At 50.1% G+C, this 14076-nt stretch carries 10 protein-coding genes, 1 pseudogene and 1 riboswitch; of the genes and pseudogenes, 2 read left to right on the top strand and 9 right to left on the bottom strand.

The window, feature by feature from the left end:
• Window positions 1-353: 353 nt before the first annotated feature.
• Together murI and btuB are read right to left on the bottom strand one after the other, a co-directional pair.
• Window positions 354-1211 carry a glutamate racemase gene (gene murI / locus C0K55_RS14175; RefSeq protein ID WP_000201835.1) on the bottom strand — a complete coding sequence of 286 codons (858 nt, stop codon included), beginning with the start codon at window positions 1209-1211 and terminating at the stop codon, window positions 354-356.
• Window positions 1156-3000: a TonB-dependent vitamin B12 receptor BtuB gene (btuB, locus tag C0K55_RS14170; protein WP_000591341.1), complete on the bottom strand. Its 1845-nt coding sequence runs from the start codon at window positions 2998-3000 to the stop codon at window positions 1156-1158. Before btuB ends, murI begins: the two co-directional genes overlap by 56 nt.
• Window positions 3001-3065: 65 nt before the next feature.
• Window positions 3066-3256: riboswitch (cobalamin riboswitch) on the bottom strand.
• Between the two features lie 113 nt (window positions 3257-3369).
• Here btuB and trmA point away from each other — a divergent pair.
• Window positions 3370-4470 (top strand): tRNA (uridine(54)-C5)-methyltransferase TrmA, encoded by a 1101-nt coding sequence (trmA, locus tag C0K55_RS14165; protein ID WP_000187026.1) that lies wholly within the window; start codon window positions 3370-3372, stop codon window positions 4468-4470.
• 39 nt (window positions 4471-4509) lie between these two features.
• Here the strand turns inward: trmA and C0K55_RS14160 are convergent, their stop codons facing one another.
• From C0K55_RS14160 to C0K55_RS14145, 4 genes and pseudogenes are all read right to left on the bottom strand, one after another.
• Window positions 4510-4869 (bottom strand): YijD family membrane protein, encoded by a 360-nt coding sequence (locus C0K55_RS14160; protein WP_000806410.1) that lies wholly within the window; start codon window positions 4867-4869, stop codon window positions 4510-4512.
• Window positions 4869-5519, bottom strand: a complete 651-nt coding sequence (gene fabR / locus C0K55_RS14155; protein ID WP_001309117.1) for an HTH-type transcriptional repressor FabR — start codon at window positions 5517-5519, stop codon at window positions 4869-4871. Before fabR ends, C0K55_RS14160 begins: the two co-directional genes overlap by 1 nt.
• A gap of 106 nt (window positions 5520-5625) precedes the next feature.
• Window positions 5626-6939 (bottom strand): annotated as a pseudogene (locus C0K55_RS14150) (citrate-proton symporter); the annotation flags it as partial.
• A gap of 42 nt (window positions 6940-6981) precedes the next feature.
• Entirely contained in the window at window positions 6982-8148 is a 1167-nt protein-coding gene (locus tag C0K55_RS14145) for a M20 aminoacylase family protein (protein ID WP_105266095.1), read from the bottom strand.
• A 329-nt stretch (window positions 8149-8477) separates the two neighbouring features.
• On the opposite strand from C0K55_RS14145, the gene sthA reads away from it, so the two are divergent.
• On the top strand, window positions 8478-9878 hold the full coding sequence (sthA, locus tag C0K55_RS14140; protein WP_000019889.1) for a Si-specific NAD(P)(+) transhydrogenase: 1401 nt from the start codon (window positions 8478-8480) through the stop codon (window positions 9876-9878).
• On the opposite strand, the gene oxyR is transcribed toward sthA, so the two are convergent.
• From oxyR to manD, 3 genes are all read right to left on the bottom strand, one after another.
• On the bottom strand, window positions 9861-10778 hold the full coding sequence (oxyR, locus tag C0K55_RS14135; RefSeq protein ID WP_001025929.1) for a DNA-binding transcriptional regulator OxyR: 918 nt from the start codon (window positions 10776-10778) through the stop codon (window positions 9861-9863). The two genes, sthA and oxyR, sit on opposite strands and share 18 nt — an antisense overlap.
• A 249-nt stretch (window positions 10779-11027) precedes the next feature.
• On the bottom strand, window positions 11028-12311 hold the full coding sequence (locus C0K55_RS14130; protein WP_105266096.1) for an MFS transporter: 1284 nt from the start codon (window positions 12309-12311) through the stop codon (window positions 11028-11030).
• An 83-nt stretch (window positions 12312-12394) separates the two neighbouring features.
• Window positions 12395-13609, bottom strand: a complete 1215-nt coding sequence (gene manD, locus C0K55_RS14125; RefSeq protein WP_105266097.1) for a D-mannonate dehydratase ManD — start codon at window positions 13607-13609, stop codon at window positions 12395-12397.
• Between the last annotated feature and the right edge of the window lie 467 nt (window positions 13610-14076).

The raw sequence follows: 14076 nt of genomic DNA, 5'->3' as shown, positions 1-14076 counted from the left end.
AATTAAACTTCGTAATGAATTACGTGTTCACTCTTGAGACTTGGTATTCATTTAGCGTCTTGCGACGTTAAGAATCCGTATCTTCGAGTGCCCACACAGATTGTCTGATAAATTGTTAAAGAGCAGTGCCGCTTCGCTTTTTCTCAGCGGCGCGGGGTGTGCATAATACGCTTTCCCGCTACAGAGTCAAGCATTTTTTCGCTTTTCTCTGTCGAAGTTCTCAGGAGAACCCCGCTGACCCGGCGGCTTATTTGCCGTTGTTCCGTGTCAGTGGTGGCGCATTATAGGGAGTTATTCCGGCCTGACAAGAGGAAATTTAAAATAATTTTCCGAATGCGCAAGTTTCAATCAAATCAGCCTGAAACTGTCAGTTTTTCGAGCGTTTTAAAGCCGTAACGCTGTAAAACGGACAATAACTGTTCAGCTTCTGGCGTCATTGCCATACAAAAGGCAATATTCGCATCGACTGATTTTGCATCAGGGGCTTCATGCTCCAGTAACCAGGCCGTTCGGCGGGCAATCGCTGCGCCTGAATCCACCAACCGGGTTCCCTCTGGCAGCACCTGCAACAGTTCATCTTGTAATAGAGGGAAGTGGGTACATCCCAGAACAACAGTATCTGGCGGCTCTTTCATTCTTAACCACGGGCGCAAGATACGCTTTAGTGCATCCAGAGAAACTTCATTGCCATGCAGCTTCGCTTCAGCCAGCTCGACCATCTCTGCCGAACCGAGCATTTCTATCTGGCATTCATTGGCGAAACGCGCGATCAACTCATGGGTATAAGAACGTTTAACTGTTCCGCGAGTTGCCAGCAGTCCAACAATGCCATTAGCGGTCAGACGCGCTGCGGGTTTAATCGCCGGAACAACGCCGACAACCGGGAAGTCAAACTTTTCGCGTAATGCAGGAAGTGAAACGGTACTGGCGGTGTTGCAAGCCACCACCGCCAATGCAAGGGGATAACGTTCTTGCACTGCAGTGACAATTTCCACCACGCGCTCAACAATAAACTCTTCGCTTTTTTCGCCATACGGGAAAGCGACGTTATCAAAAGCATAAATGTAATGGAGATCCGGTAAGAGACGCCGGATCTCGTCATAGACCGACAGCCCACCGACGCCGGAGTCAAACACCAGCACGGTGGGACGTGGTTCAGAAGGTGTAGCTGCCAGACAAGGTGTATTCCCGTCCTGCAGTTTGGTAGCCATAGACTGTCTCGTAATCTTTGTCGAACAGGTTGGCTATTTTACCACGAACAGTCAGATGAGAGGTGACCGGATATGCAACCGCAATATCCCACAAGCTCACACCGCCCATTTTCACAGTTTGATAGGGATAAGATGAGTAATCCTTATCATAGCGAGTACCTAAATACTGGTAAGTAATACCCCAATCAAAATCATACAGTTGCCAGTCGAGCTGATATTTCACCTGCTGTTTAGCACGACGTAATAACGGCGTGTCGGTAATCGCATTACGTGCGTCGACATAATCGTAACTCACCGTATGTGTCAGCGGTCCGGTATCAAAATTGGCGGTCGCCTCGACGCCTTTAATCCGCGCTTTCCCTTCGTTGTAGTATTTCAGGATGTGATCGTCATAATCGATCAGGTCACTGATATCGTTACGATACCCGGAGATACGCCAGTTCACCCCGGCGGTTAAACCCTCAAACGCACCTTCCCACTGTTTGCTTTTCTCGGGGTTCAGATCCGGATTACCGTAGAAACCGTACAGTTGCCCAAGATTAGGTGCCTTGTACGACGTGCCATAAGAAGCGATAAAGCGATAGCCTTCAATGAACTCCCAACCAGCACTGGTTTGCCAGGTGCCATGACGACCAAACTGTGAGTTATCATCGCTGCGTGCAGCACCTTCAAACGTAAAATCGCCAACTTGTTGTACCCCGGTCAGATAGATCCCCGTATTACGTTGATCATACCCATCTGCAACATATCCAGTGCCTGGCGTCGTAGTTTGCTTCTGCCAGTCAACACCCGCGCCGATATTACCGTGACCAACGGTGACGTTGTTTGCCCACTGGACGGTGTACTGCTTCATCTCATCGAGCGTAGCGGACGAATCATAACGACCATAATGCGGATCGTAGTTGTAATCTTTGCTGTGGCTGTAACTGGTAATCAGTTGTGATTTAATCAGCTCGCCGTTATAGCGCAGCCCGGTGTCCCAACTTTGGCTATAGAGTTTACGGGTATCGAGTAACGGTGAGCCGGGAGAATAATACGCGTCATAATTGGTACGATTATCATAGCCATAGCCGCGCACAAAGCCGCTCCAGGTGTCAGTAAAATTATGCTCCAGCGCACCATAAAGCGTTTTACTTAAAAAACCATCGTTATCTGGTTGTGCTTGCGTTCCGGTATTGCCATAGGCGACAACATCAAATCCATGGGTATGGGCATAATCGGCCAACAGAGTTACCCGTGTTTTATCCCCCAGTTGTTGCTGCGTAGAAACATCGTAGTTCTGATAACTATTACTTCCCCATCCCGCTGAAATTTCCGTGCCGGATTCATCCCGCGTGGTGATGATATTCACCACTCCGCCTATTGCATCAGAACCATAAACGGCAGATCGCGGTCCACGGATATATTCAACTCGCTGGACAAGCGCAATAGGGAATTGGCTAAGGTCGGCAGAACCACTGACCCCCGCCAAATTCAGGCGTACGCCATCAATTAACACCAATACATGGCTGGCGTTTGTACCACGAATAAAAATAGAAGAGAGCTGACCTGAACCGCCATTCTGGGTGATATCCACGCCCGGCAGACGACGTAGAACATCGTTCACCGAGGCCGACTGCCAGCGGTCAATATCCTGACGTGTCACAACGGTAGTTGGAGCAAGCACAGTGCTGCGAGGCTGTTCAAAACGGTTAGCAGTAACAACGAGAGTATCCGGGCTGGTGTCCTGTGCCCAAGCGGAAAAGGCTGTGACGGAACACGCCGTCAGCAGCGAAGCTTTTTTAATCATTGTAAAGCATCCACAATAGAAGAAGGATGCCGCAGGTTTCATCAATATTACGCGATGATGAGAACCAGATGCGACGTTGGCCGGCAGGTCTTCGGGCTTGGAGGGGTATCTGAGGATACAAAGAGATGATGACTTCCCACCGGATGGCAGTGTCCGCATTACGCAATCATCGCACCTTTCCTTACCGCTGCGCGTCAGCTCCAGATTCGCACTGGATTCCCTATTAACTCACAGGACCGGCGAGTGGATGCTACAGGTTGTAACAAGTTGCTGTCCAGACGTCGCGCATAAATAGGAATTCATCAAGATCTGGACATCTGATGAGCAATCCCTACAATCGCCGCGTACATTTCATTTTCAGGATACATCATGACCCCCGAACACCTTCCAACAGAACAGTATGAAGCGCAGTTAGCCGAAAAAGTGGTACGTTTACAAAGTATGATGGCGCCGTTTTCTGACCTGGTTCCGGAAGTGTTTCGCTCGCCGGTCAGTCATTATCGGATGCGAGCAGAATTCCGCATCTGGCACGATGGCGATGACCTGTACCACATCATTTTCGATCAACAGACCAAAAGCCGCATCCGCGTAGATAGCTTCCCCGCCGCCAGTGAACTGATCAACCAGTTGATGACGGCGATGATTGCGGGTGTGCGTAATAATCCCGTTCTGCGTCACAAGCTGTTCCAGATTGATTACCTCACCACATTGAGCAATCAGGCCGTCGTTTCTCTGCTGTACCATAAAAAGCTGGATGACGAGTGGCGTCAGCAGGCAGAAGCCCTGCGCGATGCACTGCGAGCGCAGAATCTGAATGTGCATTTGATTGGTCGGGCAACGAAAACAAAAATCGCGCTGGATCAGGATTACATTGATGAGCGTCTGCCGGTCGCCGGAAAAGAGATGATCTACCGTCAGGTGGAGAACAGTTTCACCCAGCCAAACGCGGCGATGAATATTCAGATGCTGGAATGGGCGCTGGACGTCACCAAAGGCTCAAAAGGCGATTTGCTGGAGCTGTACTGCGGCAACGGTAACTTTTCATTAGCACTGGCGCGCAATTTTGATCGGGTATTAGCCACCGAAATCGCCAAGCCATCGGTTGCTGCTGCGCAATACAACATCGCAGCTAACCATATTGATAACGTACAAATTATTCGTATGGCGGCGGAAGAATTTACTCAGGCGATGAATGGAGTACGCGAATTTAATCGTCTGCAAGGTATCGACCTGAAGAGTTATCAGTGCGAAACCATTTTTGTCGACCCACCGCGCAGCGGTCTGGACAGTGAAACCGAGAAAATGGTGCAGGCGTATCCGCGTATTTTGTATATCTCCTGCAACCCGGAAACGTTATGTAAGAATCTGGAAACATTAAGCCAGACGCACAAGGTTGAACGTCTGGCTCTGTTTGATCAGTTCCCCTACACGCACCATATGGAGTGCGGCGTATTACTAACCGCTAAGTAAAACCCATGCTGGATGCGCCAGCATCCAGCATGATACTGATTACTCAGCAATTTCCTGCTTACGGTTACGCATCTTCGCGCCAATCCAGAACACCATAATGACGGACAGCACGGCCGGGAAGAAGTTAGAACCGATATCCGGATATTCCGCACGAACCACCGTGCTGTACAGCAGAACACCGAGAATAAAACAGGCAGCAGCCAGACCCGGCAAACCTACCGGCATAGTGCGATTAAGATAACGTTGATGCAGGCAGTAGACCGTCAGCACCAGGGAAATAATCGGGAATACAGAAAATGGCACAATGGAGCTAAACAGCGCCGCAAAAGTACCATTGATCGATAAGCCTGCAACCAGCGCCAGCAGCAGCGTACCTCTATCTTGATTTGCTTGTTTCATTACTCGTCCTTCACATTTCCCGGAATAATTGCGGTTTTTTCTTGTTCACGGCGATACCAGTAATAAGCCCCTTTCGAAATCATTCGCAGTTGCAGTACCAGTCGCTCTTCTAATTGCCGACGTTGTTCGACGCCGACATCCAACGCCTCGGCACCCGCACTGAAGACAATCGTCACCATTGCTTCGGCTTGCGCTTCAGTAAACGCACGAGGCATATGGTTTTCGAGTTCCAGATAGTCCGCAAGTTCCGCAATGAAGTGCTGAATTTCACGCGCAACAGCGGCACGGAACGCAGCGGAGGTGCCGGAGCGTTCCCGCAATAATAACCGGAAGGCGTTCGGATTATTACCGATGAACTCCATAAATGTGGAGACCGAGGTGCGGATCACACTCCCGCCTTTAGCAATACGCTGACGCGCCTGGCGCATGAGTTGGCGCAGCATTAAACCGCTCTCATCAACCATGGTCAGACCAAGTTCGTCTACGTCGCGGAAATGCCGATAAAAAGAGGTGGGAGCAATGCCCGCTTCACGCGCCACTTCACGCAAACTCAGGCTGGCGAAGCTACGTTCAGCACTTAATTGGCTAAATGCGGCTTCCACCAGAGAACGGCGGGTTTTTTCTTTTTGTTGCGCTCTTACGCCCATCACGATGTCTAAATCCTTGCCAAAAGTACTGTTGGCACTATACCAGAGAATGAACATACTGGATTGCTCCAGTGTTGTGAATGAACGGTAACGCAATAAAACACATTGACTGCAACTCTTTAGCCGGTTCTTTCACAAACAACAACGCCAGCATCGACAACAACGTACCTCCGCCCAGATACCACGCTGGCGCCGTCAGGCTATCCAGTAACACAATGGATTGCGTGGCAAAGTATTGCGCAAACCCGCCGAAGATTGCTACGCCAATGCTATAAACCAGTGCGAAGCCCAATGCCCGAATCCGTTTCGGTAACAGTTCGGAAATCAGCAACATTACCGGTACACCGCCAAGCGTGGTGAAGCTGACCATCACGAAAACCACCGTCAGCAACATGCCGGGACTGGGATAATTCACCAACAGCCAGAACGATGGCCAGCTACAGATCAACACCATCACCCGGGAGATTAAAATCAGCTTTTTACGCCCGACCGAATCACACAGCATCCCCACCAACAACGCCCCCACAAACGTAATAACGCCCGCCAGTAACATCGCTGCATGAGAATAGTGTTGAGGCATCGCCAGATACTTCGCAGCCCAGGTGCCGTAGTAAAAGAGGGAGATATAGGTTGCAACCGTACTACCAATAGCGAGTAAAACACCATTAACGATGGTTGCTTTATGTTGCAAGAGCAGAGAAAACGCGCTTTCGCTGGCTGCGGCTTTTTTATGGTGCACAGGTTCAGGCACATCGTTTTCCAGACTCAGGCGCAGCCAGCAACCGATGGGCGCTAACAGCACACCAATAAAAAACGGTACACGCCAGCCCCACTCCGCCATTACGGTTTCTGAACCTGTGGCGAACGGCAGCCATGCGCTCAAACCCAAAGCGACGACACCACCAAAGGTCGTTGCCAGCCCCTGGGTCGCCAGCGACCAGCTACTGTAAAAGCCGCGACGATTTGCCGGAGCTGACTCAACCAGCAAAGACATTGAGGCACCGACTTCACCGCCTGCCGCAACGCCCTGAATCAGGCGCGCCAGCACCAGCGTCGCTGTTCCCCAATATCCCGCCGTCGCATATGTTGGCGCAATGCCGATCATCAGCGTACCGAGACTCATCAGGGCAATGGTAAACACCATCGCCGGTTTCCGCCCGAAACGATCGGCCCAGGCACCAACGATAATCCCACCAAGCGGGCGCATAAAAAAGCTCACGCCAAACGTTGCAAATGCCAGTAACAGCGCGACATTGTGATCGGCACTGGGTGGAAAGAAAAGCGTGCTGATATAGACCACAAAAAAGTTGTAAACGCCAAAATCAAAAAATTCGAGCGCATTGCCAAACGCCGAGGCAAAAATCACCCGTTTGCCGCTGGGCTTTTTCTTTACGTCCACTGTTTCATTTACGATCGCCGTCATTCCATGTTCCTTGCCAGATAGTGATGTTGTGTGTTGTTTTATTTATTGCAGCCAGGCTTCCACCAGTGCGCCCCAGTAGCTGCTTGCCGGAACCAGACTTGCATCGTTGAAGTCGTAACCTGGGTTATGCACCATGCATGCCCCTTCCCCGACATCGCCATTACCGAACAGCAAAAAAGCACCTTTCGGCTGGGCTTCCAGCATGAAAGAGAAATCTTCACTGCCCATCAGAGGCTTGATGCCAAACCCGGCCCGATCTTCACCAAACGTTTTACACGCCACCTGCCAGGCAAAGCGCGCCATCTCTTCATCGTTGACCAACACCGGAGTACCGTTAACATGCGTCACATCAGCCGTAGCACCAAAGCTGATAGCCTGGGCTTGTGCCAGAGCGGGAATACGAGCCAACAGAAGTTGCCGGGTTTCACGGCTAAGAGAGCGGACGCTAATTTTCATCTCAGCACTATCAGGAATGACGTTAGCGGCCTCACCCGCAACAATACTGCCGACGGTAATGACTGCTGCCTCCAGCGGATCGACATTGCGCGACACAATGCTTTGTAATGCGGTGGTGATATGTGCGGCAACCAGCACCGGATCAATCGCTTTGTGAGGGATCGCACCGTGTCCGCCACAACCACGAACCGTAATATGGAATTGATCCATTGACGCCATCAGCGCTCCGGGCTGGAAATAAAACTTACCCACTGGCAGACCGGGCATGTTATGCATGCCGAAAATGACATCGCAGGGGAAACGGTCAAAAAGCCCTTCTTTAACCATGATCTCGCCGCCGTTAATCATTTCTTCCGCTGGCTGGAAGATAAGGCGCAACGTGCCGTTAAAGCGGCGGGTTTCAGCAAGATAGCGCGCGGCACCCAGCAATATTGTGGTATGTCCGTCATGCCCGCAGGCATGCATTAAACCGGGATGTTTACTGGCCCAGGACTTGCCGCTATTTTCATAAATTGGCAGCGCATCCATATCGGCACGCAAGCCAATACTTTTCTCTCCGTCACCGACTTTTAAGGTAGCGACCACGCCCGTCGTCGCCAGCCCTTGTTCAACTTCATAACCCCACAGGCGTAACTTTTCCACCACCAGCGCACTGGTTTTAAACTCCTTTAACCCCAGCTCCGGATTTTCATGGATCTGATGGCGGATCTCGCGCAGTTCTTCCTCAAACCCACGAATAGAGTGTTCGATCATCGGCTATTCCTTTATTCACTGATAAACAGGCTAATTAACGGATTGCATTGATGGTATAAATACAAATAACCAATCAATATAAAATGTTTATCTATTTGTTTTATAAAATGATTTCACGGAGACAATAACAAAAAGGCACTTTTCAGCAAGATAAAACTATCTGCCATAAGAAAAAGCGTTTAATTGCGAATTAATGAGACAGGGAAGGAGCAGACAAAGCAAAGGCCGCTCACGATATAACCAGATAAATGACGGGGATCAATTGGCTTACCCGCGATAAAATGTTACCATTCTGTTGCTTTTATGTATAAGAACAGGTAAGCCCTACCATGTCACATTCCTACGATTACGATGCCATAGTAATAGGTTCCGGCCCCGGCGGCGAAGGCGCTGCAATGGGTCTGGTTAAGCAAGGTGCGCGCGTCGCAGTTATCGAGCGTTATCAAAATGTTGGCGGCGGTTGCACCCACTGGGGCACCATTCCGTCGAAAGCCCTCCGTCACGCTGTCAGCCGCATTATAGAATTTAATCAAAACCCTCTTTATAGCGATCATTCACGGCTGCTCCGCTCTTCTTTTGCCGATATCCTCAACCATGCCGATAATGTGATTAATCAACAAACGCGCATGCGTCAGGGATTTTACGAACGTAATCACTGCGAAATATTGCAGGGGAACGCTCGCTTTGTTGACGAGCACACGTTGGCGCTGGATTGCCCTGACGGCACGGTCGAAACGCTGACCGCAGAAAAATATGTCATTGCTTGCGGTTCTCGCCCTTATCATCCGGCAGACGTCGATTTTACCCATCCGCGCATTTACGACAGCGACTCGATTCTTAGCATGCATCACGAACCGCGCCATGTACTTATCTACGGTGCCGGGGTGATCGGCTGCGAATATGCGTCGATCTTCCGTGGAATGGATGTGAAAGTCGATCTGATCAACACCCGTGATCGCCTGCTGGCATTTCTGGATCAGGAGATGTCAGATTCTCTCTCCTATCACTTCTGGAACAGTGGCGTGGTGATCCGTCACAACGAAGAGTACGAGAAGATCGAAGGCTGTGACGACGGCGTGATCATGCACCTGAAGTCAGGCAAAAAGCTGAAAGCAGACTGCCTGCTCTATGCCAACGGTCGCACCGGTAATACCGATTCACTGGCGTTACAGAACATTGGACTGGAAACTGACAGCCGCGGTCAGCTAAAGGTCAATAGCATGTACCAGACCGCGCAGCCGCACGTTTACGCGGTGGGCGACGTGATTGGTTATCCAAGCCTGGCGTCGGCGGCCTACGACCAGGGACGCATTGCCGCACAGGCGCTGGTGAAAGGCGAAGCCACCGCGCATCTGATTGAAGATATCCCTACCGGCATCTACACCATTCCGGAAATCAGCTCGGTCGGTAAAACGGAACAGCAACTGACCGCGATGAAAGTGCCGTATGAAGTGGGCCGCGCCCAGTTTAAACATCTGGCTCGTGCGCAAATTGTCGGGATGAACGTGGGCACGTTGAAAATTTTGTTCCATCGGGAAACAAAAGAGATTCTGGGAATTCACTGCTTTGGTGAGCGCGCTGCCGAAATTATTCATATCGGTCAGGCGATTATGGAACAGAAAGGTGGCGGCAACACGATTGAGTACTTCGTCAACACCACCTTTAACTACCCGACTATGGCGGAAGCCTATCGGGTCGCGGCGCTAAACGGCTTAAATCGCCTGTTTTAACGTTTTACCGAAATGGCCATCCATTCTTGCACGGATGGCCTCTGCCAGTTGCTCATAGCGACTGCGCAGCGGCGAACCCGGACGGTAAACCAGGCCAACAGTGCGGCGTGGTTCTGGCTTAATGCACGGCAGATAAACAACGCCATCACGTTTACGCTCCGGCGGCACGGCCAGCGCAGGCAGTAAAGTGATACCGCTACCAGCCGCCACCATGTTACGCAGCGTCTCCAGACTGGTCGCGCGGAAGTGTGTATCTTCATCCGCCCCCGCTTCAAAGCAGAAGCCCATTGCCTGATCGCGCAGACAGTGACCATCTTCCAGCATCAGCAGTTTTTCCCCGGCCAGATCGGCCATCGGTACACATTCACGATCAGCCCACGGGTGATCTTCATAGATTGCCAACAGCATTGGCTCATCAAACAACGGCACTTCAATGAATGCTTCGCTCTCCTTCACCAGTGCGAGGATCACACAGTCGAGTTTGCCGCTGTCCAGTTGCGCCAGTAATTGATGGGTCTGGGCTTCATGCAGATACATTTCCAGCTTCGGAAAAGCCTGGTGCAGCATCGGGATAATATGCGGTAGCAGGTAAGGCCCGACCGTTGGAATCAAACCAATGTGCAGCGGCCCGGACATGGTCTCGCCCTGCTGGCTTGCCATCTCTTTAAGGACTTTCACCTCACGCAGCACGGTACGCGCCTGATCCACCAGCAGCATTCCCGCCTGGGTGAATAACACTTTACGGCTGGTCCGCTCCAGCAACATCACGCCCAGCTCATCTTCCAGCTTACGAATTTGCCCACTCAGGGTTGGCTGGCTGACGTGGCAGGAATCTGCCGCACGGCGAAAATGGCGGTGTTCGGCCAATGCCACCAGGTACTCAAGATCACGAATATTCATTATCCATCCTCCATCGCCACGATAGTTCATGGCGATAGGTAGCATAGCAACGAACGATTATCCCTATCAAGCATTCTGACTGATAATTGCTCACAGAAACGGAGCGGCACCTCTTTAACCCTTGAAGTCACTGCCCGTTTCGAGAGTTTCTCAACTCGAATAACTAAAGCCAACGTGAACTTTTGCGGATCTCCAGGATCCGCTTTTTTTTATTTCGCCCGGCTCCCACAAGAGAGCCAGACCCAATATTTATTCAATGCGATCTTTGACGATAAAGAAGTAACACAGCGCGCCGATGAAGGTCACGCAGGCCGCAATAACCAGCGCCAGATTAAACGAGTGCGTAGTATCCACTACCCAGCCGGTCACGATCGGGGCAAAGGAAGCAAAGACAAAACTGCCAAAGTTTTGAATACCAGCGATGGAAGCCACTTTTGTTTCTGACACCATCACCTGCACCAGTCCCCATGCCGATGTTCCCGCGAAATGCACGCAGAACAGCGCCATTGAGATAAACGCCACCGCCTGCGCAGGCGAGGAAGATTGCACCACCAGCAACGTCCCTAATGCCGACATCATCAAACCGCAAACAATGGCCGTTTTACGCGTCTTCGCCAGGTCGTAGCCTTTTTTCGCCAGCCTATCGACAACAATACCGTTGATCCACATCCCGACTGCCGCCGCAAGGAAAGGAATCGCCGCCACCCAGCCGGTTTTTGCCAGACTGAAACCTTGCGCAGCCTGCAAATAACCGGGTAACCACGCAATGTAGAGCCAATCGGTATAGTTGACACCAGCGAAACCTAAAATCATCCCCCAGGTTGTCCGATGTTTAAACAGCGCCAGCCACTCGCTAAATTGCAATTGTGGACGCGGCTTAACCGGTGCAGAGAGATACGCTCGTTCTTCATCGGTCAGGACAAACTGCGCCCGGTTGCGATACCATGCGTACCAGCAAATCCCAACCAGAATCCCCGCCAGGCCGATGATGACAAACATCGTCCTCCAGCCCCACGCCAGTTGCATCAATACAAGAACAGGGGGCGCGATGGCCTGACCGATAACGGTAGATGAGTTAAGGATCCCCAGCGCCGTGCCGCGTTCTTTTTGCGCATACCAGTCGGTGATAGATTTCACCCCCGCAGGCATAAACGGCGCTTCACCAATACCCAGTCCAATACGCATAATAATAAAGTGGCTAAAGGAATTAACCATTCCTGTTAATGCCTGCATTAATGACCAGAATATTAATCCTGCGCCTAACACAATTCGTGGACCAAAACGATCTAACAAAATACCGGAAGGCAGTTGTGAAAAACCATAAGACAGAGAAAATGCAGAAAGTAAAACGCCAAACTCTGTGGCTGATAATCCTAACTCGCCACGAATCGCCTCGCCTGCCACGCTCAATGATGAGCGATCGAGAAAATTAACGATTCCCGCCATAAATAATAAAACCAGCGCCACCGTCTGAATACGGCGAATCCGTTGCGGTTTATTACCCGCAACACTACCTGGCAAATCAACATCCATTTTTATACTCCTTGAGAAAATTGAATAGATTTGATTACTCAATAAATAAATTAAGCGACAGATATACGGTTTCGCTTAAATCACTACCAATTCCACAATGTACCGTCTTCCAGACGCGCAACGGGGAGATACGCCGGATCATACGGATATTTCGCCGCCAGCTTCTCATCAAAGGAGATACCCAGCCCTGGTTCATCGCCTGGGTGCATATAACCCGCGTCGAAGCGCCAGCTATGCGGGAAGACCTCAAGCATTTGTTCGGAATAACCCATGTACTCCTGAACACCGAAGTTAGGCACCCAGAGATCAAAATGCAGCGCTGCCGCATGGCAAATGGGCGATAAATCAGAAGGGCCATGCGAACCGGTACGCACCTGATAAAGCGATGCAAAATCGGCAATCCGTCGCATCCCGGTAATTCCACCAGTATGGGTAATCGTCGTGCGGATATAGTCAATTAACTGCTCTTCGATTAACTGCTTACAATCCCAGATACTATTAAAGACTTCTCCGACCGCAATTGGTGTCACGGTATGCTGGCGAATCAAACGGAAACATTCCTGATTCTCGGCAGGTGTCGGGTCTTCCATCCAGAACAGGCGGTAATCTTCAATGCTCTTACCAAAGCGCGCCGCTTCAATAGGGGTAAGGCGATGGTGCATGTCATGCAACAGATGTTCATTAAAACCGAACTTGTTGCGCACGGCCTCAAAGAGCTTCGGCGTAAAATCGAGATACTTTTCTGAAGACCACAATTGTTCTTCCGGCCACTGGCCTTTGGTTGCCGGTTCGTAAGCCAGCCCTTTTCCCTTCGCCAGGCCATAGGTAGTTTGCATACCCGGCACGCCGCACTGCACCCGAATCGCCTTAAAGCCCATTTGCTGGTGTTTTGCATAGTCTTCAAGGACTTCATCAATTGTACGCCCGGTGGTGTGGCAATAGACCATCACGCCCTCGCGAGAAGCGCCACCCAGCAGTTGATACAGCGGCATATTGGCTGCTTTAGCTTTGATATCCCATAACGCCATATCAATGGCAGAGATTGCCGACATCGTGACGGGGCCACGCCGCCAGTAAGCACCTTTATAAAAGAATTGCCAGATATCTTCGATACGGCTGGCATCGCGACCTATTAATTGTGGACAAAGATGATCTTTCAGATAGGAAACGACCGACAATTCACGACCATTTAATGTGGCATCTCCCAACCCACAAAGTCCGCTTTCAGTGGTTATTTTAAGCGTAACGAAATTACGCCCGGGGCAAGTGACAAAAACGTCCGCAGCAATAATTTTCATTATTGCACTCTCCTGTGTTTTAAATAGACGTTTTAAACTTAATTTTATGCCTACTACCATACAAGGAAGAAAAAGTGATTATTCAACCGTGATCACATTAAAAATAAAATTTTCCGCCGAGGAACAGAAATATCCTCAAATATTGTCTACAATATTAACCATCATCGTTAAAACAACACGTTAAATAATCACATAACAAATTCCATTAATCTTAAAAATGAACACAGCAATAGAAATTAATTATATTCAATTAATTAAAATATGTATTGTTTGATGTATTTGAAAATGATTTTTATAGGAAAAGTAAACGTAAAGAAGACGCAAGAATTAAAAGGAATGTGACGAAGAATGGCTGTGGCTGGACGTAAAACTCAGGGGCATCAGGATGATGATAAATTCCTGCCAGATGCGGCGTAAACGCCTTATCTGGCTTACAAAGCGCAACACTACATAGGCATGATAAGGCA

Origin of the sequence: Escherichia sp. MOD1-EC6098, from assembly GCF_002965865.1 — a bacterium.
GTDB lineage: Bacteria > Pseudomonadota > Gammaproteobacteria > Enterobacterales > Enterobacteriaceae > Escherichia > Escherichia marmotae.
This window is presented reverse-complemented; position numbering and strand designations above follow the sequence as displayed.

Coding starts and splice junctions, on each gene's coding strand:
- murI (WP_000201835.1), bottom strand. CDS start 1,211: ATGGCTACCAAACTGCAGGACGGGAATACACCTTGTCTGGCAGCTACA.
- btuB (WP_000591341.1), bottom strand. CDS start 3,000: ATGATTAAAAAAGCTTCGCTGCTGACGGCGTGTTCCGTCACAGCCTTT.
- trmA (WP_000187026.1), top strand. CDS start 3,370: ATGACCCCCGAACACCTTCCAACAGAACAGTATGAAGCGCAGTTAGCC.
- C0K55_RS14160 (WP_000806410.1), bottom strand. CDS start 4,869: ATGAAACAAGCAAATCAAGATAGAGGTACGCTGCTGCTGGCGCTGGTT.
- C0K55_RS14145 (WP_105266095.1), bottom strand. CDS start 8,148: ATGATCGAACACTCTATTCGTGGGTTTGAGGAAGAACTGCGCGAGATC.
- sthA (WP_000019889.1), top strand. CDS start 8,478: ATGTCACATTCCTACGATTACGATGCCATAGTAATAGGTTCCGGCCCC.
- oxyR (WP_001025929.1), bottom strand. CDS start 10,778: ATGAATATTCGTGATCTTGAGTACCTGGTGGCATTGGCCGAACACCGC.
- C0K55_RS14130 (WP_105266096.1), bottom strand. CDS start 12,311: ATGGATGTTGATTTGCCAGGTAGTGTTGCGGGTAATAAACCGCAACGG.
- manD (WP_105266097.1), bottom strand. CDS start 13,609: ATGAAAATTATTGCTGCGGACGTTTTTGTCACTTGCCCCGGGCGTAAT.